General features: G+C 46.7%; 18 protein-coding genes and 1 tRNA gene. 5 read left to right on the forward strand and 14 right to left on the reverse strand.

The genetic code is table 11. The features are described 5' to 3' along the window. Positions 1-150: 150 nt before the first annotated feature. The 6 genes from F7D73_RS14250 to F7D73_RS14275 all read right to left on the reverse strand — a co-directional run bounded on the left by F7D73_RS14250 (position 151) and on the right by F7D73_RS14275 (position 8,690). Positions 151-909 (reverse strand): HAD family hydrolase, encoded by a 759-nt coding sequence (locus tag F7D73_RS14250; protein WP_153125755.1) that lies wholly within the window; start codon positions 907-909, stop codon positions 151-153. A gap of 3 nt (positions 910-912) precedes the next feature. Continuing rightward, positions 913-2,271 (reverse strand): glucose-6-phosphate isomerase, encoded by a 1,359-nt coding sequence (locus tag F7D73_RS14255; protein ID WP_153125757.1) that lies wholly within the window; start codon positions 2,269-2,271, stop codon positions 913-915. A gap of 8 nt (positions 2,272-2,279) precedes the next feature. Continuing rightward, a complete protein-coding gene (locus tag F7D73_RS14260) occupies positions 2,280-3,278 on the reverse strand; it encodes an NAD(P)H-dependent glycerol-3-phosphate dehydrogenase (protein ID WP_264950500.1) in 999 nt (332 codons plus the stop codon). A 139-nt stretch (positions 3,279-3,417) separates the two neighbouring features. Then, positions 3,418-5,148: a lysine--tRNA ligase gene (lysS, locus tag F7D73_RS14265; protein ID WP_153125759.1), complete on the reverse strand. Its 1,731-nt coding sequence runs from the start codon at positions 5,146-5,148 to the stop codon at positions 3,418-3,420. A 131-nt stretch (positions 5,149-5,279) separates the two neighbouring features. Continuing rightward, the gene (locus tag F7D73_RS14270; protein ID WP_153125761.1) at positions 5,280-6,362 is read right to left on the reverse strand and encodes an acyltransferase family protein; all 1,083 of its coding nucleotides are present in this window, start codon (positions 6,360-6,362) and stop codon (positions 5,280-5,282) included. 24 nt (positions 6,363-6,386) lie between these two features. Then, positions 6,387-8,690 carry an alpha-N-acetylglucosaminidase gene (locus F7D73_RS14275; protein ID WP_153125763.1) on the reverse strand — a complete coding sequence of 768 codons (2,304 nt, stop codon included), beginning with the start codon at positions 8,688-8,690 and terminating at the stop codon, positions 6,387-6,389. 210 nt (positions 8,691-8,900) lie between these two features. On the opposite strand from F7D73_RS14275, the gene F7D73_RS14280 reads away from it, so the two are divergent. From F7D73_RS14280 to menB, 4 genes are all read left to right on the forward strand, one after another. Then, positions 8,901-9,353, forward strand: coding sequence for a PaaI family thioesterase (locus tag F7D73_RS14280; RefSeq protein ID WP_153125766.1), 453 nt, complete (start codon positions 8,901-8,903; stop codon positions 9,351-9,353). Positions 9,354-9,356: 3 nt separating this feature from the next. Further along, complete coding sequence (locus F7D73_RS14285; RefSeq protein WP_153125768.1) at positions 9,357-10,529, forward strand: isochorismate synthase; 1,173 nt, start codon at positions 9,357-9,359, stop codon at positions 10,527-10,529. 59 nt (positions 10,530-10,588) lie between these two features. After that, complete coding sequence (gene menD / locus F7D73_RS14290) at positions 10,589-12,367, forward strand: 2-succinyl-5-enolpyruvyl-6-hydroxy-3-cyclohexene-1-carboxylic-acid synthase (RefSeq protein ID WP_367383728.1); 1,779 nt, start codon at positions 10,589-10,591, stop codon at positions 12,365-12,367. A gap of 70 nt (positions 12,368-12,437) precedes the next feature. Beyond that, complete coding sequence (gene menB / locus F7D73_RS14295) at positions 12,438-13,259, forward strand: 1,4-dihydroxy-2-naphthoyl-CoA synthase (RefSeq protein ID WP_089545278.1); 822 nt, start codon at positions 12,438-12,440, stop codon at positions 13,257-13,259. Positions 13,260-13,456: 197 nt separating this feature from the next. On the opposite strand, the gene F7D73_RS14300 is transcribed toward menB, so the two are convergent. The 8 genes from F7D73_RS14300 to rlmN all read right to left on the reverse strand — a co-directional run bounded on the left by F7D73_RS14300 (position 13,457) and on the right by rlmN (position 20,249). Then, positions 13,457-13,532 (reverse strand) — tRNA-His (locus F7D73_RS14300). A 183-nt stretch (positions 13,533-13,715) separates the two neighbouring features. Continuing rightward, positions 13,716-14,120 (reverse strand): preprotein translocase subunit SecG, encoded by a 405-nt coding sequence (gene secG, locus F7D73_RS14305; RefSeq protein ID WP_153125770.1) that lies wholly within the window; start codon positions 14,118-14,120, stop codon positions 13,716-13,718. Between the two features lie 28 nt (positions 14,121-14,148). Beyond that, positions 14,149-14,955: a tetratricopeptide repeat protein gene (locus tag F7D73_RS14310; RefSeq protein ID WP_294700077.1), complete on the reverse strand. Its 807-nt coding sequence runs from the start codon at positions 14,953-14,955 to the stop codon at positions 14,149-14,151. Between the two features lie 102 nt (positions 14,956-15,057). Continuing rightward, positions 15,058-15,579, reverse strand: a complete 522-nt coding sequence (gene lptE / locus F7D73_RS14315) for an LPS assembly lipoprotein LptE (protein ID WP_153125772.1) — start codon at positions 15,577-15,579, stop codon at positions 15,058-15,060. Continuing rightward, positions 15,576-16,895 (reverse strand): sigma-54 interaction domain-containing protein, encoded by a 1,320-nt coding sequence (locus F7D73_RS14320; RefSeq protein ID WP_153125774.1) that lies wholly within the window; start codon positions 16,893-16,895, stop codon positions 15,576-15,578. The genes lptE and F7D73_RS14320 overlap by 4 nt, the downstream gene beginning before the upstream one ends. Before the next feature lie 107 nt (positions 16,896-17,002). Beyond that, positions 17,003-18,211, reverse strand: coding sequence for a PdxA family dehydrogenase (locus F7D73_RS14325; protein ID WP_153125776.1), 1,209 nt, complete (start codon positions 18,209-18,211; stop codon positions 17,003-17,005). A gap of 9 nt (positions 18,212-18,220) precedes the next feature. Next, positions 18,221-19,087: a DUF4837 family protein gene (locus F7D73_RS14330; RefSeq protein WP_194256931.1), complete on the reverse strand. Its 867-nt coding sequence runs from the start codon at positions 19,085-19,087 to the stop codon at positions 18,221-18,223. Between the two features lie 97 nt (positions 19,088-19,184). Beyond that, positions 19,185-20,249 carry a 23S rRNA (adenine(2503)-C(2))-methyltransferase RlmN gene (rlmN, locus tag F7D73_RS14335; RefSeq protein ID WP_153125780.1) on the reverse strand — a complete coding sequence of 355 codons (1,065 nt, stop codon included), beginning with the start codon at positions 20,247-20,249 and terminating at the stop codon, positions 19,185-19,187. Between the two features lie 136 nt (positions 20,250-20,385). Here rlmN and F7D73_RS14340 point away from each other — a divergent pair, with 136 nt between their 5' ends. Next, a complete protein-coding gene (locus F7D73_RS14340; RefSeq protein WP_153125782.1) occupies positions 20,386-24,195 on the forward strand; it encodes a DUF4922 domain-containing protein in 3,810 nt (1,269 codons plus the stop codon). Positions 24,196-24,201: the final 6 nt, after the last annotated feature.

Genomic DNA, 24,201 nt, shown 5'->3' on the forward strand with positions numbered 1-24,201 from the left:
CAATTGTAGTTACCCTATGCGAGGGAAATCATTTTCGTTTTATAGAGGAAAGATAGTGATAAAAAAACATCATTGTTATGGTCGTTAATTTTTTTTGTGTTTATTTGTCTTTATTTTCATAAAAGAAAAACGTGTAAGTAATTGGGTTACTTACACGTTTGGAGTATTGTCTGCAGCAATCTGTTTGGCTGTAGATATGAGTTGCTCAAATTCTGCGCAGAACTCGGTCATCTGATGATAGAGCAGATTGCTACCTTTATCAGCGAGTTCCTTATCTGGCAATGGACCGCTATTGATAGCCACTGTGAAGATGTTGGCAGCTACACCGGCACGCACGCCCAATGGAGCATTCTCTACCACGATACCTTCCCATGGCTTCAAGTCGCCAGCCTTCTGCAATCCCATCAGGTATGGATCAGGATTTGGCTTGCCGCGCTTCACATCGTATGCGGTTACGATATGCGCTTCGTCTAGGTATTCGCCGAAGTCGTTGAGGAGTCTCAGGATGAGTGGGCGCTGACCGCTACCGGTAACTACTCCCACCTGCATTCCTGCATCCTTGATCTTCTGCATGATTTCCTTCACGCCAGGGAATATCTCGGCGGTTGGCATGGAATGGAAGATGTCGGTCTTCACATCATACATCTTCTGCGCTTCATCCAGGGAGATGTCGATACCTTTCTGCTTCTTCACCATCATCTGGATGGTATCGATGCCTCGGGCTCCCTCGGTGGCATAGGCATCGGCGGCAGTCATGTGGATATCGAACTGCTTCATTGACTCCTGCCATGCCACGGCATGATTGGGCATACTATTATATAATACGCCATCCATATCAAAAAGAACGGCTTTAGGGTTGAATTCCCCAAAGCCGTGGTCTTTTAAGTATTTTGAAATAATTTCTTTCATCAATTACTTCTCGTTAGCCAGACGCTCCTGGATAGCCTTGCTCTCTGCCTCATAACCTGGCTTGTTGAGCAATGCGAACATGTTCTTCTTGTAAGCCTCAACACCTGGCTGGTTGAATGGGTTCACCTCTTCCAAGAGACCGCTGATACCGCAAGCCTTCTCGAAGAAGTAGATCAGCTGACCAAGGTAGTAAGCGTTCAACTCAGGCACGTTAACCAGGATGTTAGGAACACCACCGTCAACGTGAGCCAGACGTGTACCGAGCTCAGCCATCTTGTTAACCTCATCAACACGCTTGCCCTCGAGGAAGTTCAAACCATCGAGGTTTTCATCATCGTGAGGGAAGAGCAACTTCTCGTTAGGAGTCTCAACGCTGATAACAGTCTCGAAGATAGAGCGCTCGCCCTGCTGAATCCACTGGCCCATAGAGTGAAGGTCGGTAGTGAAGTCGCAAGCTGCTGGGAAGATACCCTTCTGGTCCTTACCCTCGCTCTCACCATAGAGCTGCTTCCACCACTCTGCAAAGTAGTGAAGTTTTGGCTGGAAGTTGCATACAATCTCAATCTTCTTGCCAGCCTGAGTGTAGAGAGCCTGACGTGTAGCTGCATAGATAGCAGCTGGGTTCTCCTCGAAAGCTACGTCCTTGCCGCAAGCCTTCTCCATTTCAGCTGCACCGGCAACGAGCTGCTTTACATCGAAACCAGCTACTGCGATAGGCAACAGACCTACTGGAGTCAAGACAGAGAAGCGACCACCCACGTTGTCTGGGATGATGAAGCTCTTGTAACCCTCCTTGTCAGCGCAAGTGCGGGCAGCACCCTTCTTAGCGTCGGTAACGGCTACGATAACATCCTTAGCCTCGTCTTTGCCACGCTGATCCTCGCACTGCTTCTTCAAAAGACGGAAAGCAAGAGCTGTCTCAGTTGTGGTACCAGACTTAGAGATGTTGATGACACCAAACTTCTTGTCCTTCAAGTAAGAAGTCAACTCGAAGAGGTAGTCCTCACCGATATTGTTACCTGCGAAGAGGATAGTAGGGTTCTTCTTGTCGTTTACGAGCCAAGCAAAAGAGTTACCGAGGCCTTCGATAACGGCGCGAGCACCGAGGTAGCTACCACCGATACCTGCAACAACAACAACCTCACACTTCTCACGCAATGTGTTGGCAACAGCCTGGATCTCATCGAGGAACTCAGGAGTGATAGAAGATGGCAAATGCAACCATCCCAGGAAATCGTTACCTTCACAAGTGCCGTTCTCAAGAGCTTCCTGAGCGGCCTTTACCTTAGGCTCGTAAGCCTTTACTGCACCCTCAGCGAGGAATGATGCAGCCTTTGTAATGTTTAAGCTGATACTTTTCATTTTACCTTTTATCTAAATGAATCTGTTAAAAGTTTTATCTCTATTTGTGGACTGATGCGTTCATACAATATATTATATACGGCATCGAGGATTGGCATGTTGACGTGCATGTGGCGATTGATTTCCTTCATACACTTCGTACCAAAGTATCCCTCGGCAATCATCTCCATCTCTATCTGCGCACTCTTCACGCTGTAGCCTTTACCTATCATGGTTCCGAAGGTACGGTTGCGGGAGAAGTTACTGTACCCCGTCACGAGCAGGTCGCCCAGATATACCGAGTCGTACATACTACGTTCGATAGGGTGGACGGCTGTGAGGAAGCGATGCATCTCCTGAACAGCGTTTGACATGAGTACCGCCTGGAAATTGTCTCCATACTTCAAACCGCCACAGATACCTGCAGCAATGGCATATACGTTTTTCAGCACCGAAGAGTATTCGATACCAATCACGTCGCTCGAAGTCTTGGTCTTGATAAACTCGCTTGCCAGACAGTCGTTGGCAAAGGCTCGCGCCTTGTCAGTATCACTGCAGCCCACAGTGAGATAGCTCAATCGTTCCAGCGCTACCTCTTCGGCATGAGAAGGTCCACCGATACAAGCCAGATTCTCGTAAGGCACATCGTATACCTGGTGGAAATATTCCGAGCAAACGAGGTTTTCGTCTGGCACAATACCCTTGATGGCTGTGATAATAAACTTGTCGCTGATGCGAGTCTTGAGTTTCTTGAGATGATTCTTGAGGTATGGCGATGGGGTTACGAATACGAGCGTATCGTAGTTCTGCACTATCTTGTTGATATCGGAAGAGAAGAAAATCTCATCTACGTTGAATCGTGCCGACATCAGATAGGCGGGGTTATGCCCCATGCGCTTGAAGTCTTCGATGCGGTCATTGCGACGCATATACCAGCCTATGTGATGAGTATGCCCCACCACAATCTTGGCTATTGCCGTAGCCCAGCTACCGCCGCCAATAATCGCTATTTTACCGCAGTTATACACTTCGAATGAATTTATAAATTAATAATTAATAATGTATAATGTATAATGAGGCTTTCGCCTTTATTTGTAGATATAATGTATAACTAATAAAAAGCCGGAACTCTTTATTAATTATACATTATTAATTATGCATTATCAATTAAGCATTTGCTGCATCAATCCAGCCCTGGATGTCATCAACAGAAGGCTTCTCGTAGCCGAGCTTGTACTTCTTGTTGATTTCTCCAATCTTCTGCTGCAAGCCTTGTGCTTTCTCTTCACGGATATCAGAGATGAGGTTGAAACCTGCCTTGCGGAGCACGTATGCCCAATCCTCTGGCACGCCAATCTCTGCCCATTCCTTGATGGTGCTCTGTGGCATCTTCTTCTCTGGTTTCATCTGTGGGAAGAACAGTACTTCCTGGATGAAGGTCTTGCCGGTCATCAACATGACCAAGCGGTCGATACCGATACCGATACCTGATGTTGGAGGCATACCGTACTGGAGAGCACGGAGAAAGTCCTGATCGATGATCATTGCCTCATCATCACCCTTGTCGGCAAGCTTCATCTGGTCGATGAAACGCTCTTCCTGGTCAATTGGGTCGTTGAGCTCTGAGTATGCATTGGCAAGCTCCTTACCGTTTACCATCAACTCGAAACGCTCGGTCAAGCCTGGCTTAGAACGGTGCATCTTGGTCAATGGAGACATCTCTACAGGATAGTCGGTGATGAAGGTTGGCTGGAGGAATGTACCCTCGCAGAACTCACCGAAGAGTTCGTCAATCAACTTACCCTTACCCATGGTCTCATCTACGTCCATGCCCTTCTCCTTGCAGAATGCGCGGATCTCTTCCTCGGTCTTGCCGTTGCAGTCGAAACCGGTCTTCTCCTTGATGGCATCGAGGATAGGCAGACGGCGATATGGAGCCTTGAAGCTGATGATGTTGCCATCAATCTCGCGCTCTGGCTTGCCGTTGACGGCGATACAGATGGTTTCGAGCAACTTCTCTGTGAAAGCCATCATCCAGTTGTAGTCCTTGTACTGAACATAAAGCTCCATACAGGTAAACTCAGGGTTGTGGTTGCGGTCCATACCCTCGTTGCGGAAGTTCTTGCCGATTTCATAAACACCCTCGAAACCACCTACGATGAGGCGCTTCAGATAAAGCTCGGTAGCGATACGCATGTACATATCCTGATCGAGTGCGTTGAAGTGGGTGATGAATGGACGGGCTGAAGCACCACCGGCAATGCTCTGCAGGGTAGGAGTCTCTACCTCTGTATAACCAGCGTTGTCAAGTACGCTGCGGAGAGTGCGGAGCACGGTAGCACGCTGCATGAAAGTATCCTTTACACCATCGTTTACGATGAGGTCAACATAGCGCTGACGGTAACGCAACTCTGGGTCGTCGAACTTGTCGTAAGCCACACCATCCTTGTACTTCACGATTGGGAGTGGCTTCAAGCTCTTGGAGAGCAGGCACAACTCCTTGGCGTGAACTGAAATTTCGCCAGTCTGTGTGCGGAATACGAAACCCTTTACACCGATGAAGTCACCGATGTCGAGAAGCTTCTTGAATACTGTATTGTAAAGGTCCTTGTTCTCGTCTGGACAAATCTCGTCGCGGGCGATGTAAACCTGGATTCTTCCCTTTGAGTCCTGCAACTCAGCGAAGCTTGCTTTACCCATTACGCGGCGACCCATCATACGGCCAGCGATAACTACCTGGCGTGGCTCGTCCTCGTCCTTAAACTCAGCTTTGATGTCAGTGCTGAATGCATTGGTTGGAAACTCTGCTGCTGGGTATGGGTCGATGCCCATCTCGCGCAATGTCTGAAGACTTTGTCTGCGAACGATTTCCTGTTCGCTTAACTCTAAAATGTTCATACTTTATTTAGATATATCTATTTGTTTTCTTTTTGTTGGTGCAAAAATACAAATAATTTTTCGAACTCTTGCCCTATTTTTATGCTTTTTAATACAATAAGGTAATTTATCTATGCAAATGTTGCGCAAGCCTATAGTTTGATGAAGATTTTTCGGTGATACATCCAGATACCCATTGCTGCGTGGATAGCTACAAAGAAGAGGGCGTAGGTGAGCGATGCTACATACTCATCGCTGATGACGCTCTGGATGCCAATGAAAATCTCTGCCTTGATGTCAAAGCTTCCAAAGAGGATAGCAAGTGCCTCGCTCATCACATAGAGAAAAAGCGGATTCATGCCAAAGGCAAGCAGACCCTTGGTCAGGATGTTGTCCTTGCTGCTCGGCTTGTTGTCGATAAACTGCAACAGGATGCCCAATATCCAGGAGGCGAATCCGCAGGTTACGAATACGTAGCTGGGACTCCAGATGCGCTTGTTGATGCCGAAACCAATCAGGGAGAGTCCGAAGCCTAGAGCTACCATCACGAGACCTGCCACCTTCAATACCTTGATCTTCGAATCTACGGTCTGACCTGCTACGGAAATGTACTTGCAGCAGAGGAATCCTATCATCGTATGGGCGATGGATGGAATCGTGCTCAGTAATCCTTCCGGGTCTACCGGACTTCTTTGATAGAGATGGTTGATGCCGAAAATGCTGCGGTCTACCTGTGCCAGGATATTGGTGGATGCATCGTATGCATAGCCATTGCCGAACACCAGAATGCCCATATAAACTACGAGTAAACAGATGATGGTATGGATGAAATAGCGATGGTTCAGGGTGATGGCGAGCAGGGCCACGACTCCGTAGCAGATGGCTATGCGCTGCAATACTGCCCATATTCGCAGGTGGGCAAAGTCTAGTGCATCTCCATTGCATATCATGTCAAACCAGTTGATACCCAAACCGATGAGGAAGAGTAGGATGGTTCGTTTGGCTATCTTTCTATAGACGTGGGCTGAGGGCTTGAACTCTGTCTTCTTCAGGGATATGAAGGTTGACATTCCCACCATGAAGAGGAAGAACGGGAAGACAAGGTCGCACGGTGTGAGACCATTCCACTTGCTATGCTCCAGAAAGCTGTAGTTGTGCTCCCCGCCATTGTTAACCAATATCATGAGGGCTACGGTGAGTCCTCGCATCACGTCGAGTGATTTTAATCTGTTCATATATTACTTGATGACTTTCACGAATTACTTGATGAAATGAATGACTTCTTTTGCTACATCCACAGTGTTCCCTTCTGGCTTTGAAGAGTATGGATTCTTCTGCAGGGTCCATGGCTCCTCCAGCGCATACCAGTCGATTTTCGGTGCGCTAGGCAATGCTAGCTGGAAGAGTTCTGCGGATGTCTTTCCTGCATTTTTGCCACTACCCAAGGCGTCGTAGTCAATGTTGGTGCAAGCTGCCATCTGGTCGGCGAGTGCTTTCATATAGGTACTCCATCGCTTGTAGTAGAAATCCTTCAGCAAACCTTGCCATTCCTTGTGTCCATAATCCCGTAGTCCGCCATCGTCTGCGCAGACACGGTTGCCCCAGGTGGTAATCTGTACTCGGGCATTCCATTCGTAGAGGTCTTTCTCTTCAGCGGTCTTGCCCAGGTTGCGTGCTTCCTCTATCCAATGTCCCAGACGGAATTCTGGACGGGTACCGAGCAGTTGGTCCTGTAGAAGAATCATCTTCAGGAAACGGTCAGCATCCTTGTCAAACTCCTTACGGGAGAAGGATTGATAGTCTGCAATGGCTTTCCAGTACTGTTTGCGCCCCTGGTCGGCAAGTGCCTGGCGGCAGATATCTACCAGATCATACTCATAGTTGTTGTTGCCACGGTATTTGTCTGCTACGCTGGCAAAGAGGATGGCTGCCTGCCGGGTATCCTCCGGGTCGTAATAGTTGCGCATCTTCGACCAGCTGGAAACCTGGAAGTTGTTTAACGAAGGGCGTCCGCAGAAGATGCTCTCGTGAGGACCCTGCTGGTTGTTGCCCATCGGACAGTTGTAGATGCTCTGAGCCAGAATTGTCCATGCTTTCTCGATGGTTGCATCGTGTACCCCATATCGGGCATAACAGTATTCCTTGAGCCAGTTTTCCTTGGTAGTCTTCTCGGCACGCCAAGGCAGTTCGCTCATCAGTTCAAACATCACAGGGTTGTTTTCTGAACCTTCCATCGTGAAGCCCCATCCCTTAAGTGAAGAGTGAAGTGTGAGGAGTGAAGAATTTTCTTGTTTTTGGGTGTCCTTTTTCCCCGTTGCCAGATAGAAGTTGTTCAGCAGCTGGTCCATTCTTCCATGCAGCCCCACATTGCCACCGAAATTCTCTAGCATACAGAAGAGCCACTGGTGCTTGCCGTAACCACCATCGCGCTTCAGAATGCTGGGACCGCCAAACATCGGACGGCATTCGGAGAAGAGGTCGAGCACCAGGATGTCGCCTACCTTTAAGTCTTCAATCATCTGAGGACGAGGATTTTCGTTCCATCCCTGTACCACCCAGATGGCTTTTGGGTTGGCACGCTTCATTGCACTCATCAGTGCCTTTCCAGCTTTGGCATAATCCACGGCTGCATCATCACCGCTCTCGTGGAAAGGATCCATCGAATAGAAATCTGATTTTCCGTAGAGCTTGGTCAGTTCCTTATAATATAGGTCGGCGATTTCTGTAAATCTGCTATCGGTAGGAGAGAGGTTGGCAGGGCGCTGGTAACCGTTCCACTTGCCGGCATCCGTCACGTTCAACCCCAATCTCTCTTTGGCATCGTGAGGTACCATACCGCAATAGCCAGGCAAGACAGGTTTCATTCCCATCTCCTTCATTCTGGCAAGAATCTTCTTCTGGAGAGTTTCCTGCTGCTTATACCAGCTCAATGGAAGCGGACCTCCCCAACCTTCCAGGTTGTTCATCTCCCACCAGGCAAGGAAAGCGGGTCCGGCGATGAACTTGCCCACTTCTTCTTCTGAATATCCCAGTTTAAGGAGCATGTTGCGCCACACGCATTCTGTGCCCACGGCTGCAAGTGGCATGTTGATGCCGTGAAGCGCCATCCAGTCTATTTCTTTCTGCCATCGGTTCCAGTCCCAGAAAGCCATCGTGTAGGAGAAGGTACAGTAGTTGAAATCGTAGCGCAGTTTGAGGTCGGTCTCGTGACGCTCCTTCTGCTTGACGGCTGGCAGTACTGCTGGCAGTTTGGTGTTCATGCTGTTCCATGTGATATGGATGCCGGCATAATGCTTCAGATACCAGTTGATGCCCACGGCAATATTCACCCAGGAGTTGCCCCGGATGATGATGGGATTGTTTCTACCGGCAGATTGGGATGCTGTTGCATTCTTTCCGCTTCTAGCTTGGTCTATCTCGAAGAAATCTTTGTCAGACTTGACAAGTATTGTCTTGAACTTGGCAGCAGCTCCCTTGTCTATGCGATTCAGAAGATCGTCTGCCGGATTTGCGTATGCACCAAAAGTAATAGTACATAATAGTCCTAGGAGTAATTTTTTCATAAAATCGTTTGTTGTTGTTTCAATATGCTGCAAAGATAGTAAAAAAATGCGGTTCATACCAAGTAAAAGTGCTTAAAAGTATAAAAAAGGCTTATTTATTTTGTTTTGTCTTTTATTTGCATTAATTTTGCAAGAAAATGAGGTGAGGAGTGAGCTGGACATCCGTTTGCTCTTATCCCCCTAAACAACCAACTTTAAATTTTGATAAGGATGAACATAGACGAAGTAGTAAAAAGAATAAGTAAGACCGATGGACTTTCTAAAACCCTCGGCATGCATTTTATCTCAACTCCTGAGCCTGATACGCTTCAGGCTACGATGAAAGTGGATGAGCGTAATCGCCAGCCATTCGGATTCCTGAGTGGGGGTGCTTCTCTGGCACTGGCGGAAAATGTGGCAGGTATCGGCTCCTTGGCTCTATGCCCTGGTCAGATAGCTGTGGGCATCAATGTGAGTGGCACTCATGTACTAGCAGTGAGCGAGGGAGATACCGTTACTGCATATGCCAAGCTGGTTCACAAAGGCAGGACCCTGCATACTTGGGAAGTTGCAATCAAAAACACTGCTGATGAGTTGATCTGCACCGTACAGGTAACCAACTATGTGTTTACTCCTAAGAAGAAAGATACTAAGATGCAGGAATCTAATAAGACAGAAGAATAAAGTATGACGGCATTTGCATACTATCGTTTGCCTTATCTTCATCACGCTCATTATGTGGTGCAGCATGAGGGTGAGCCGGAAGTTCTCTCCTCTGTGGCAGAACTGAATGGTAAGGAGGGGTTTGTAATAGCTCCCTTCTCGCCATCCAGCGATTGTCCTGTGCTTTTGATTCATCCTGATGAAAGCAAACTGATTGCTGTGGGGAACGAAAATGGCCCTGAAGAGAAGGCTCCGCAATCCTCTCCCGATGGGGCTGAAAATGCATCCCGACGTAGCTCTTCATACGTCGGGACGCAGCCAGAACTGCATCGGGACGCAGTAAACGCTACGTCGGGACGTAATTTTGAGGCCTACGCCAGAGAGTTTGAATGCTTTCATCAGCAGTTATCCGAAGAGACATTCAGCAAGATTGTTTTGGCAAGAAAAGTTTCTCTGGTGAGTGATAAAATCAGAATTAAAAAGATAGATAGCGTTGATGCTCAGGATGTTGCGTCTTTAAAGGCGCTTTTCCTGAAAACCTGCCGTATGTATCCTCGTCTTTTCGTTGCCTTGGTTTATACTTCCCAATCGGGTATGTGGCTGATGGCAACTCCGGAAATCTTGCTCAAGGGGGAGGGAGATGAGTATCAGACGATGTCTTTGGCAGGTACGCAAAAGGCGGAGCCTTCCCGAACCATTGCTGATTATCCGGTAGAGGGCGTGGAATGGTCGGAGAAGAACAGGGATGAGCAGCAGTATGTTACGGATTATATCGAAGACTGCATCAAGGGCTTTGCTGGGGATTACAGACTGAAAGGTCCGTATACCACGATGGCTGCCAATCTTTATCATCTCCGTACCGATATCTCTTTCAGATTGCTGGATAAAGGCAGATTGGGGGATGTGCTCAATGCTTTGTATCCTACGCCTGCAGTCTGTGGTATCCCAAAGGATGCGGCTCGCCGGTTCATATTGCAGCATGAGCTTCATTCCCGTAAATACTATAGCGGTTTTGTCGGTCCGATTTCTTCGCAGGGAAAGACCCATCTCTTCGTTTCTCTCCGCTGCATGAACATCTTGCAGGATAGCATCTGTGAACTATATGCCGGTGGTGGATTGCTCAAGGAGAGCGAGATGGAAAAGGAGTGGAAGGAAACTGAAGCTAAAATGCAGACAATCAGACGGGTTTTGCTTTAGCAGAATTGGCAATTGTTAATTATTAATTGTAAATTATATTATATTATAAATTAGTTTTCGTGTTTAGTAATATCGATAATGTCAATATCCTGACGGGTGTTCTCGCATCTCATGGTGTGAGAAGAGTAGTGGTTTGTCCTGGAAGTCGTAATGCGCCCATCGTACATAATCTTAATGAGATGGATGGCATTACCTGCTATCCAGTCACCGATGAACGCAGTGCGGGATTTGTGGCTATGGGTATTGCCTTGGGTAATCCGTCACCGTGTCCGGATCCGGTAGCGGTCTGTGTTACTTCCGGCTCTGCATTGCTCAATCTCTATCCGGCAGTCTGTGAGGCTTATTATCAGAAGTTGCCAATCATCATCATTTCGGCAGATAGACCGGAGGCTTGGATAGGTCAGCAGGATGGACAGACCCTGCCGCAGGCTCATGTCTTCGGTACGATGGTGAACAGAAGCGTGAATCTTCCAATCGTATCCAACGAGGAGCAGGCTTGGTATTGTGAACGGTTGGTGCATGAAGCGGTCATCGACTGCGTGCACCGCAAGATAGGTCCGGTACATATCAATATCCAGCTTTCTGAACCTCTCTATCAGTTTACGGTAGACAAGCTGCCGAAAACTCATTGGGTGGATTACGTGAAGACCAATCTCTTTGGCGGCAGTTTCCATTACGGTGATATGCTTGATTTTCTGAATGCCAGAAAGCCGATGATCGTGGTGGGACAGGATTATCCATGCAGTCAGCTTTACGGTATCAAGCAGATTGATTCGTGGGCAGTTACGCTCATCGAACCGACGGCTTTAGGTACGTCAAGCGAGGATCCTGCATGTCGGGAATTTTCCAGCAATCTCCTGGTTACCAATTTCGATGAAGTGCTGAATAAGGTGGGGGATAACGGGGATTATATGCCCGATTTTATTCTCTATGTAGGAGGCACCCTGGTGAGCAAGCGCCTCAAGCTGTTCCTTCGCCTTGCCGTGAAGAAAGGTGCTAAGGTGTGGCGGGCAAGTACTGTTGGTGATTACATTGATACTTTTATGCGTATTGACCGTATCTTCCAATGCGATACCACACTGCTGGCGGATGCCATGACCTCTTACGATCGGGTTTATCGGGATGAAGTGGATGTGTATAAGGAACGTTGGGAGAAAGCCCTGTTGGCGGCTAAGCGTCATGCTTTCGATTATGAACCGTCTTTCAGCAGTATGGCTGCCGTAAAGGTTTTCCAGACGGAATATCTGGCTCATTCGCTGGATGATACCCGTGAATGCCGTCTCTTCTACGGCAACAGTATGGCAATTCGACTGGCTTGTATCTACGCCCGTCAGTACGTGCATTGCAATCGTGGCGTGAATGGTATCGAGGGTTCGCTATCTGCAGCTGCGGGCTTGTCTATCTATCTTTCGGAATATCATCATCCTGATGCCAGGAGCCAGCAGAAGGTTTTCTGCGTGTTGGGCGACCTGAGTTTTTTCTACGATCAGAATGCCCTCTGGAATCAGAATCTCAATGGCAGTCTTCGCATCTTGCTCTTGAATAATGGCGGCGGAGCCATCTTTGCCAAGTTCAAGGGATTGAAAGAAAGTTCTGCACGCGAGAAACTGGTGATGGCTGAGCATTGCACTTCTGCTTATCACATCTGTCTGGCACAAGATGTAGCCTATCAGAATGCTGATGATATGAAGTCGCTCTGTGAGGGCATCGATTGGCTCATCCATACCGAGTCAAGCAGACCGATGCTTCTGGAGGTTCTTACGGATATAGAAACAGATAATCAGGTTCTGGATGAATATTATAATAGTTTAGAGTTATCATCAGAGAAAGAAGGATGATCCATCCTTTCTGAAAGTAACCTGAAAGTAATCATAAAGTTCAAAGTTCAATAATCAAAGTTCAAAGTAAATGAGAGAATGGAAAAAGATAGAAGGTTTTGATTTCAAGGAAATCATCTTCGAGGAGTATAATCACATTGCTAAGATTACCATCAATCGTGAGCGTTATCGCAACGCCTTCACTCCATTGACTACCTGGGAGATGGCGCAGGCTTTCAACTACTGTCGTGACTGTCTGGATATCCGTGTGGTTATCCTGACGGGTGCTGGCGACAAGGCTTTCTGTGCCGGTGGAGATATGCATGTGAAGGGTAGAGGTGGATATGTTGGCAACGATGGTGTGCCTCGTCTCAACGTGCTTGATGTACAGATGCAGATTCGTCGTTTGCCAAAGCCTGTTATCGCCATGGTGAACGGTTATGCCATCGGTGGTGGTCATGTGCTTCATGTGATGTGCGACCTGACCATCGCTTCAGAGAATGCCATCTTCGGACAGACTGGTCCTAAGGTAGGAAGCTTCGATGCAGGTTTCGGTTCTTCTTATCTGGCAAGAATGGTTGGTCAGAAGAAGGCCCGTGAAATCTGGTTCCTCTGCAAGCAGTATTCTGCGAAGGAGGCAGAAGAGATGGGAATGGTCAACAAGGTGGTTCCTCTCGACCAGTTGGAAGATACCTGCGTAGAATGGGCTGAAATCATGATGGAGCGTTCTCCTTTGGCTCTCCGTATGATCAAGGCTGGCTTGAATGCTGAGTTGGATGGTCAGGCTGGTATTCAGGAGTTGGCTGGTGATGCAACGATGCTCTATTATACCATGGATGAGGCTCAGGAGGGTGGCAAGGCTTTCCTGGAGAAGCGCAAGCCTCGTTTTGAGGATTATCCTCAGTTCCCATAAATGGCAGAGTGAGTAATCGAATATAAGGATATATAAACCATATAGGATGCCTTCGGTCATCTTGTATGGTTTATTTTTTTTCTTCACTATGGATGCTGGATGAAAACCAATAGGGGGAAGATGAAGATAAATGGGAAATGTATGAAAATAAAAAAGCCAACCTCTAATACTAGAGATTGGCAATCTTAATGCTTTATGGGTGGAAGGTGGGACTCGAACCCACGACATTCAGAACCACAATCTGACGCTCTAACCAACTGAACTACGTCCACCATGTTAGCTTGCTTAATTGTTATTTCTTTTAAGCGAGTGCAAAGGTACTACATTTTTTTGAATCCACCAAATTTTTTCTAAACTTTTTTCTGAAAAACTTCATTTTTCTGTAAAAAAATAGCATTTCCCCTTAAAACTGCAGTTTTTTTGATGGGAAAATGCTATTTATAAGTTTACAAGCTATTACTTAGCAGGGCTAGCTGGTACTGTTGGAGTTGCTGCTTTCTGAGCATCTGCTGCACCATTAGCTGCTGGGGCTGCTTTCTGAGCACCTGCTGCAGCATCCTTGCTAGCACCTGGCATAGCAGGAAGAGCAGTCTGCTCCTGAGTTGCACCTTCCATAACGCTGCTTTCGCCAGCTGCCTGAGGTGCTACATAAGCACAAACTATGCTGATAACTACCATGGCACCAGCGAGACCCCATGTTAATTTCTCTATAATGTCGGTTGTCTTACGAACGCCCATGATAGAGTTTGTTGAAGAGAAGTTACTTGCAAGTCCACCTCCCTTTGATTCCTGGATGAGCACGATGAAAATCATCATGATTGCTACCAGGACGATTAATACTACAAATAATGTGTAAGCCATTTTTTAAAACTAGTTTTATTTATTATTTTTATTTGTTATTTTTATTATTTCCGTTTAACATCAGTTTCTCGAGAAATCTTAGCTGGTCCACATAGTAGGCACTCTTGTGTGGATGCTGCTTGTAGAGTCGCTCGATAATTTGATAAGCTCGTTCATACTTGCCCTGTTTGATGTAGATGCGGGCGAGGGTTTCTGTAAATACACCACTATTTTCAGTTTGTTCCTCGTTGTCATTGTCATCTTCCAGCTGAGGCGTGTATTCAGGCTTGTATTCCTCTCCTTGCTGTATCTTTGGCAATTTGAATCCTCCATCTTCCATGAAGTCATCAATCAGACTGATGGTTCTTGAAGGTTTCTCTTCTTCTTCATGATCTTCAGTCTCCATCAGATAAGCTACATAATCAACAGCTGCATCTGCTGGTGTTGGCTTGCGCTTTTCTTTCTTGGCTTCCTTTTCTTCAGCATCTGTCGGTATAGAACCCAGGAAACTGTCGATAAGATCGCTTGTGCGGTCTGCCTTAGATGCATTGTGCAAGTTGCTTTTTGCTGCTTCTCCTTGGGTAGGATAAGCCTTGCTCTTTTCCCCGTAGTTCTCTTTTTTGAACTGATAGTGCGCTGCCTCAACCATTTCGAAGATGACTTTTCGGTCGGTTATGTAGATAGCAGCACGGCGTAGTTCTTCATCGAAACTAGGGTCGTGGAGTAGGTACAGGTTTTTCAACATCAAGAGGCGAGCCGTTTGATAATAGGGGTATAGAGCCAAGAGGGCGCGCAAATCATAGAGCGTCTCCCGGTTCATTTCCTCTGGGTGTTGTATCAATCTGCTTAATTCCACGTTGTTCTATTTTATGGTTTATTACTTTAACTTTTAACTTTGAGCATTGAAGTCTATGATTAGTAAAGCCCTTGAATTTTTTGTTCTTCGCTCTTCACTTTATTACCAGTTAGCTACTGTAGCGTTGAATATCTGGTCTACCAAGTCTTTCACCATCTGGCTAACCAATTCCTCCTGAACAGAAGCTAAACTCTTAGTGGTATCATAGGTCTTTGCTGATGTGAATGACTTTTCGAAGTCCTCCGTATGTTTCTTGTTATTTGTGAAGCGGACATTGATCGTGATACTTAACTCTGTCTGTGCAGAATAACCTTCAGCAGATACCGACTTGTTGCGCTGTGAATATTGGGTGATTTCACCCTCAATCTTCAGGTCGCCATTACGGGAAACCTGTCGCAACTGGGTATTGTTGGCAAATTTGTCTTTCAGCTCGTTGTTGAACATTGGTCCCATTGGTCCCCAAACATATGAACTTCTGATAGGGAAGTCTGCTATTTGGATGGTCTTTGTCTGGGTATAGTCAATGCTGGCACCGTTGAAGCCGTAGCTAACGGAACATGCAGTCATGATGCCTATGACCAATGAAATCCCTAATATATATATGTACGCGCGTATATGCTTCATAATTTATATTTGTTTATTTTTCGGTAAAGGGTTCTGTCTGATATACCCAATTCCTCGGCGGCTTTCTTTCGGTTGCCATTATTTCGTTCCAGAGCTTTTTCTATCATTTGTTTGCTCAAGTCATCGAGATTCAGTGAGTCGTTCTCTTTGATTTCTTCTGCCTCGATTTCTTCAGCTTCCGATTGTCCCATTTGGTCAGCTCGGATGATTCCCGGTTCGTGTCGGATGATTTCTGTGTCATGCCGGATGATTCCCTCTGTTGGTGTGATAGGCTGTGTATTGTCAAACTCTGCTGGATAGCTTGTCGGACTCATGCTCGATACAGAGGATGGATTACCGAATCCTTCTGTTCCTCTTAGCTGACGGGCTTCATCCAGTTGCTTGCGCAATGATCCCACCTCTCTTCGCAGGTCACTCACGTTTCCTCTTAGTTCGTAAAGAATCTTATAGAGAAATTCTCGTTCGTTTTCATAACTGTGCGAGGTGTTGTTGCTCTGTGGAATGGTGGCAAGTTGAGTAGTCTCTTCATCGCGTGGGATAAAATGCATGAGTGTCTCCATGTTAATTTCCCGTTCACGACTTAATACAGACATTTGCTCAGTAATGTTTTTGAGCTGTCTCACGTTTCCTGGCCACTTGTATTTCAGCATGAGTTTCTTGGCATCTTCTGTCAAGCTGATCTTTGGCAAATTGTATTTCTCGGCCATTTGCATGGCGAAAAGGCGGAACAACAGTAATATGTCATTTCCTCGTTCGCGAAGTGGAGGCATCTGGATTGGAATTGTATTCAGTCGGTAATACAAGTCTTCGCGGAATCTTCCTTCGCTGATTGCCTTTCTCATGTTGACGTTGGTAGCAGCAACGATTCGTACATTGGTCTTGCGAATCTCTGTTCCTCCTACGCGGATATATTCGCCCGTTTCCAGTACTCTCAGCAGTCTTGCCTGAGTCTGTATGGGTAGTTCGCCCACCTCGTCAAGAAATATAGTACCCTTGTTGGCTATACCGAAGTAACCTTCGCTTTCGCCAATAGCTCCTGTAAAGGAACCCTTTTCATGTCCGAAGAGCTCACTGTCTATGGTGCCTTCAGGAATACTTCCGCAGTTGATGGCAAAATACTTTTCTCTCTTGCGCGGTGAGTTGTCATGGATCACCCTCGGAATGATTTCCTTACCAACTCCACTTTCTCCGATAATAAGCACAGAAAGATCTGTCGGTGCCACCTGTAAGGCAACATCGAGAGCATGATTCAATCCGTCGCTATTTCCGACGATATTGTAGCGTTGTTTTATTTTCTGTAGTTCAGATGTATCCATTTAGCTGCCAAAATTACACATTTTTTTTGAAATATCAGCATATATTGCCCAAAAATAGGTCTTTTTTAACGTTTACCTAATTCTTGGGCATCATATTTTGCTTTAAATTAAGCTTCTGGAGCTACTTGCTGAGCTGGTTCAGTTGTAGCTTGCAGAGCTTCCTGACCTTCATTCTTTGGACGAGGTGTAAAGTTCTTTTCATTCTTTGGAGGGAATGGCTTGCCGCCCTTCTTTGGGATAGAGAATCTTACCTTTTCGCTCTCGTCACGCTTCTCGTGATAGAGTTTTGGAAGTGGATTTTCTATTGCCTCATCATAGCTGTTTCTGTTCTGGAAAGCATCAATAGCCAGGAATACTGCCTGGCGGAACGATGACTCGTCAGCTTCATTGCAGCCTGCAATGCTGTAGCTTGGAGTCATGTTGGCTGCTGTATGGATGATAGGCAAGCCTGCTGTGTAGATGACTCCGTCCTCTGTATAGAGAGAATGGAATGGGGTAGTGGCCTGGTCATGATACATGGCCATGATTCCGTCAAAGTCACTGAAATATCCCTTGCCGAAGAACTCATCTGCTGCGTATGGACCAAAAGCTTGTACACCTTGTTCTGCTAATTTGTCTATAGCCGGAATGATAATTTCGCTCTCCTCCTTGCCACAGCTTTCTTCTTCGTTGCTGCGAGGATTGAGGGCAAGTACAGCTATGCGTGGGTTGGTGATGAGAAAATCTCTTTTGATAGTTTGTTGCATGAGTTTTACTCTTTCGATAATGCGTTCCTCGGTGATTCCGGCTATTACATTTTTAAATGGAGTCTTCTCTGTAACAGATGCTATGCGGAGGTCGCCGCCAACGAGGATGGAAAGGGCTTCCTGTCCTTCGCCAAGACAAGTTTCTATATAGTGCTTGTGTCCCTTGAAAGGGAAGCCTTCTATCTGGGCATTCTGGTTGTTGACAGGTGCTGTAATGAGTACATCATAGAGATTATCTCTGAAATCGGTCATAGCTCTGTCGAGTGCTTTGATAGCTGCAGCACCCGATTCGTCGGTAGGTATACCCATGTCTACTTTTACCTCTTCATCTACAGCAGCAAGCAGGTTGATGCGTCCTTCTTCTGCATCTTCCGCTTTCTGTATGATAGAAAACTGTGCCGGAAGGTTCATCGCCTTGCGGTAATAGGCAGCCACCTTAGGTGAACCATAGATGATTGGAGTACAGAAATCCAACATCTCTGATTCTGCAAATGTCTTAAAGATGAGTTCATATCCGATACCGTTGGTATCTCCGTGAGTGATAGCCACTCTGATTTTCTTATTGTCCATTGATGTATTTTATTTTATTGTGGAAATCGCAGCTTCGAGCTGCTTGATTAATATTTTCTTTTTCATTTCGGGTGCATAGACGAAGCCGATGATGTAGAGGCTGTAGCCTGGCTTTGCTGCCTTGCTTGTTTGCCTATGAATGCGATGCATCACATAAGGCCCTCCCATGGCATCCCCTTTCATCTCCCAGAGTCCTCTTTCAGAAAGAACGGGAATCACCATATACATGCTGTCGGTTTCACCCGGCATATTGGTTCGGAGAATGCTATCAATCAAAGCCTTGTCATTTACATGAAAAGCATTTGAATTCTTCATTCTTCGTTCTTCACTCTTCACTTTCATTACGAGCAGGTTTTGCATTCCTGTACTTGCGTTGTTCGAAATCCAGATGAAGTCTTTAGCCTTCTTGCTGGCATTCATCGATACCGGGATTTTCATGTCAAGTCCGAATGTCTTCTTTACCTCTTCCTGCATCTCCTTGTTCTGCTTGCTGGGATTGTTGGAGATTATCTCTGCTAGATGTTTCAGTTCAGCTTCATCTACAATTTGACGGAGCTTTTCGCCATTGAGTCTTTCTCGCAGCTGTTGTACAGAACTGGCATTGATGCGGATGATGTTTTGCGGTGCTGCGTTCTCATCGTGGTTCAACTTGACTGCGAAGTCTTTATCTGTGATATTTACGATGATGCGGGTCCTGACGAGTAGATAGCTGCCTTTTGTCTTTCCCTTCTTCACCTGAATCAGTTTGCAGAGAGGTTCGGGTTGAGGAAGGGCTGGGACGTCTTCCGTCAGTATCCTGGTAACGATGCTGTCGGTATCTCCTTCCAGTACAATCTCGTAAGGTTGCCCTGTACTGGCTGGCTTTTTCCTGTTCATCCCCGTTAAACCGCAACTTGTCAAGAGGAGAAATATCAGGCAGAACGGGAAAAGAAACGTTATCGTATTTCTCACCATTATGCTATGTTCTTTTCGTCTACTCTTTTTTCTCTTCGTCCTCATGCTGGCGTATTTCGCCAATCTTCTTCGAGGTACTCAGCAAGCCGCAGGCTGCATAGATGTCTTGTCCACGGCTGGCACGGATGGTTGTAAACACGCCGTGCGAGGTAAGGTAATCGCGGAACTGCTCCATCTTTTCGTCATTCACGCCCTGCAGTGGAATATCTGGAATCTGATGAAAGCGGATGAGGTTGAAACGGCAGTCCAGTCCCTTTACCAACTTGATGATTGCCTTGGCATGCTGCATGCTGTCATTCACTCCCTTGAATACGATGTATTCGAACGAGAGGCGACGCTGGTGGGAGAAGTCGTAGTTCTTCAAAAGCTCAACCACCTGCTCAATACCCATACCTCTTTCTGCAGGCATCAGTTCTGCGCGCTCTGAAGGAATAGGATCGTGCATGGAAATAGCCACATGGCATTCGCTCTCTTCCAGGAATCGCTTCAGCTTGTTCTTGATGCCTACAGAACTTACAGTGATACGCTTTGGACTCCATGCCCAGCCATAGTCGGCTGTCAGAATTTCCGTAGCACGAAGCACGTTGTCGAGGTTGTCCATTGGCTCGCCCTGTCCCATGAATACGATGTTGGTGAGCTTGTCTACCTCTGGCAATGAGTAAATCTGGTTCAGGATGTCGCCGGCAGGCAGACTTCCCTCGAATCCCTGCTTACCTGTTTGGCAGAAGAGACAGTTCATCTTGCAACCTACCTGCGAAGAAACACAGAGCGTGGCACGGTCTTTATCTGGAATATAAACCGTTTCCACAAACTTGCCGCTTCGGGTAGGGAAAAGATACTTGATGGTACCATCCACAGAATGTTGTGCATCGGAATATCCGAAGCAACCTATTTCGTATTCGGCAGCAAGTTTTGCACGGTTGGCTTTCGAGATATTGGTCATCTCGTCAATGCTCTTTACATGCTGCTCATAGAGCCACTTCGCCATTTGTCCGCCGGTGAAGGCAGGCATGCCGAGATCCTTTGCCACCTGCTTCAATTCGGCAAGTGTAAGGCCTAAAAGATATTTTTTTTCATTATTCATACTGCAAAGATAGTGTTTTTTGCCGAAAAATTGTTATCTTTGCCACATATTTTAAGATAATAAGTTGAAATAAAGATAAAAAACATAGTTTGATGCCCCCAAATGGGACGAAAAACGAAAAAATAGAAACAAAGAAATGAGACAAAAAATAGACCTTTTCTTGCCTTGTGAAGACCAGGATGTTGCCCAGGAAGCACTCTTGGAACTTCATGACAACAAGACAGTTCAACATATCAATCTCTTGGTGAGTGCTGATTTCGCTGCGTCTCATCAAGTGCCTGATGGTTGTACATTTATCGTTGTCGACCGATTGGAGAGTTCCAATACTGTTAGTAGTATTGCTGAGAACACCGATGCCGACTATGTAATCATTTGTACCAAAGCTACTCCTATCCGTTGGGGATTGTATGCCTTGGAACGTTTCCTCCGTACCGCTGATGATACGGGAGCGGTCATGGTATACTCCGATCATTACTCTGTTCAGGAGGGTAAACTGGAGAAGCATCCGGTCATCGACTATCAAGCTGGTTCACTTCGGGATGACTTCGATTTCGGAAGTCTCTGGCTTGTGAAGGCACAGAATCTTCTCGACTATGCAGCGCAGCAGGACAGACAGGAATATCAGTTTGCTGGACTCTATGACCTTCGTCTTTATCTGAGTAGAGTGGGAGAGATATTCCATATCAATGAATTCCTCTATACGGAAGATGAGCTCGATACCAGAAAGAGTGGAGAAAAGCAGTTCGACTATGTGAACCCTCGCAACCGGGAGGTACAAATAGAGATGGAGAAGGCTTGCACCCATCATCTCGAAAAGGTGGGAGCCTTGGTTGATACCAATTACTATCGACAGCCTGATTTTGATGAGCAGGAGTTTGAATACGAGGCTTCTGTCATTATTCCGGTATTCAACCGTGAAAAGACGATAGCTGACGCAGTGAAGAGCGCACTCAGTCAGAAGACCAGCTTCAAGTTTAATGTTATCGTGGTAAATAATCATTCTACCGACCGTACGGGCGAAATCCTTTCAGAGATTGCCCATGAGATGGAGGAACGGAATGATAAGCAGGCAGGACGCCTTGTCCAGATTGTGCCTGATCGCAACGACCTTGGCATTGGTGGCTGCTGGAATATGGCTATCAACAGCGACCATTGCGGTAAGTTTGCCGTTCAGCTGGATAGTGATGACCTCTATTCGTCACCTAAGACGCTGCAAAAGATAGTAGATGCCTTCCATAAGCAGAAGGCGGCCATGATGATCGGCTCTTATCGCATGTGCGATTTCGATCTCAATACTCTGCCTCCTGGATTGATAGACCATAAGGAGTGGACCGAAGATAATGGCTGTAATAATGCTCTGCGTATCAATGGATTGGGCGCTCCTCGTGCCTTCTTTACCCCATTGGTCCGTCAGATTCAATTTCCTAATACCAGTTATGGTGAGGACTATGCCTTGGGATTGGTGTTCTCTCGTCGCTACCGTATTGGCAGAATCTACGATGAACTTTACCTCTGCCGTCGTTGGGGAGGAAATAGTGATGCTGCCTTGAGTATCGATAAGGTAAATGCCAATAATCTTTATAAGGACCGTCTTCGCACCATGGAGTTGAAGGCGCGCCAGCAGATGTTGCAGGGCAAGGCTGATATAATGGAAGATAGCAGTATCTCCCGTTTCTTCAATCGCCAGATGGAGAAATGGGCTGATGCCCGTCACCGCTTCCGCGATCTCAAGCATGTGGAGACCCATCAGCTCTCCGACCAGTTGAAAGTGCAGTGGAATCCGGCACGCATCGTGAGCACCGGAGCCAAGATTGATAAGAAGACATTGGGTGATCGTCCATGTTTCCTTTGCGACAAGAACCGTCCTAAGGAGCAGATTTCAAAACAGATAGATGAACGCTTCCTTCTCTTGGTGAATCCGTTCCCGATTCTGCCTGTTCACTTTACGATTCCTGCAAGAAAGCATCAGCCACAGTCTATCTATAAGAATTATGGTGAGATGCACCGGTTCCTGAGCTTGCATAGCGAGTTGATGGTGTTCTATAACGGTCCGAAGTGTGGAGCCTCAGCTCCTGATCATCTTCATTTCCAGGCAGGTACCAGTGGCATCTTGCCTTTGCAGGCTAATTGGCAGCGACTTTCTCGCAACCTTACTGATATCATTTCTCTGAATGATGACGAAAAGATTGCCTTGATTCATGACTTTGTTGTTCCAGCCTTTGTCATCATCTCCAAGAGTGAGGACAGCGATGAGGCTCTTTTCCAACGTCTCTATAAGTCGATGCCTGTTCGTGGTGATGAGACTGAACCAATGATGAATATCATCGCATGGCGCAAGGGGGATGAGTATATCTCTGTGGTTATTCCTAGAGAGAAACACCGCCCTGAGGCTTATTTTGCAGAAGGCGATGCACAGATGATGGTTTCTCCTGGAGCCTTGGATATGTCGGGACTCATCATTACTCCCCGTGAGGAAGACTTCCGTAAGTTGACCGAAGAGAGTGCTACTGCCATTCTGCAGGAATGTGGTGTCTCTACGGATAAGATGAACAGCATCGTTACCAAACTCAAGGCTTCAAAGGAAGCTGAACTGCAGGTCGGTACTTCTGCCTTATACAGTTATGACAAGGAACCTGAGGTGAAGGTGGGTATTGTGAGCGGACAGAAGATTCATTTCTCTCTCAATAAACCTTATCTGGCTAAGGGCGAGACTGTAATCGGCGAACAGGAGGTGGAATTCTCAGAAGGTGGTGTACTCTGGAACGGTAATCAGTATAGTTCCTTGACTTTCCATCCACAGAGTGCGGACGCTTCCTTCTCGCTGAGCGATGTTACGATTGGTGTCAACTTCCATTGGGAGCGCAAGGAAACCCAGACTTTCCTCGGAACATTGCGTTTCGTGGTCGAGTCGGATAAGATCTGTGCCATCAACGAACTGCCTGTAGAGAAGTATCTGGAGAGTGTAATCAGTAGTGAGATGAGTGCCACTTCCAGTCTCGAACTCTTGAAGGCACATGCCGTTATCTCCCGTTCCTGGCTTTTGGCGCAGATGAAGAAGCGTAGGGATGTTGCAGAGAGTGGTAACAATTTCTTCTCTTTCACCAAGAAGGAAGATATGCTCATCCGCTGGTACGATCGCGAAGACCATACCATCTTTGATGTTTGTGCCGATGATCATTGCCAGCGTTACCAGGGAATCACGAAGGAAACTTCTCCACATGTCGCTGAGGCTATTCGTCAGACCAAGGGACAGGTGCTCCTGGATGGTGATGAGATATGCGATGCCCGATTCTCTAAATGTTGCGGTGGAGTCACAGAGGAGTTCCAGTACTGTTGGGAAGATACACCGAAGAATTATCTCACTGCGGTGAGGGATATTGCATTAGGAATAGAATCTACTTTGCCTAATCTGACAAATGAGGAAGAGGCTGAGAAGTGGATCCGCTTCAACCCTCCTGCTTTCTGCAACACGCAGGACAAGAGAATCCTCTCACAGGTGTTGAACGATTACGACCAGGAAACGGTAGACTTCTATCGCTGGAAGGTAACCCTTACTCAGGAGAAACTGCAGCAGCTCATTGCTGACAGACTGAAGATGGACTTGGGTTCTATCCTTGATATGAAATCCGTAGAACGGGGAACGAGTGGAAGAATCAGTAAACTCCAGATTATCGGTACGGAGAAAACCTTCACCATCGGTAAGGAACTCGAAATCCGCCGCACGCTGAGTGACAGTCATCTCCTCAGTTCTGCCTTTATCGTGGATAAATATGATATAGATGAGCAGGGAGTTCCTCAGCGTTTCGAACTGATCGGAGCTGGATGGGGACACGGAGTAGGTCTCTGTCAGATTGGTGCAGCCGTGATGGGCGAGGAAGGCTATCTGTATGATGCCATCCTCCTGCACTACTATCAGGGTGCTGAAATCAAGAAACTCTATAAATAGTGATGT

The sequence above is a fragment of the Segatella copri genome (genome assembly GCF_009494395.1).
GTDB lineage: Bacteria > Bacteroidota > Bacteroidia > Bacteroidales > Bacteroidaceae > Prevotella.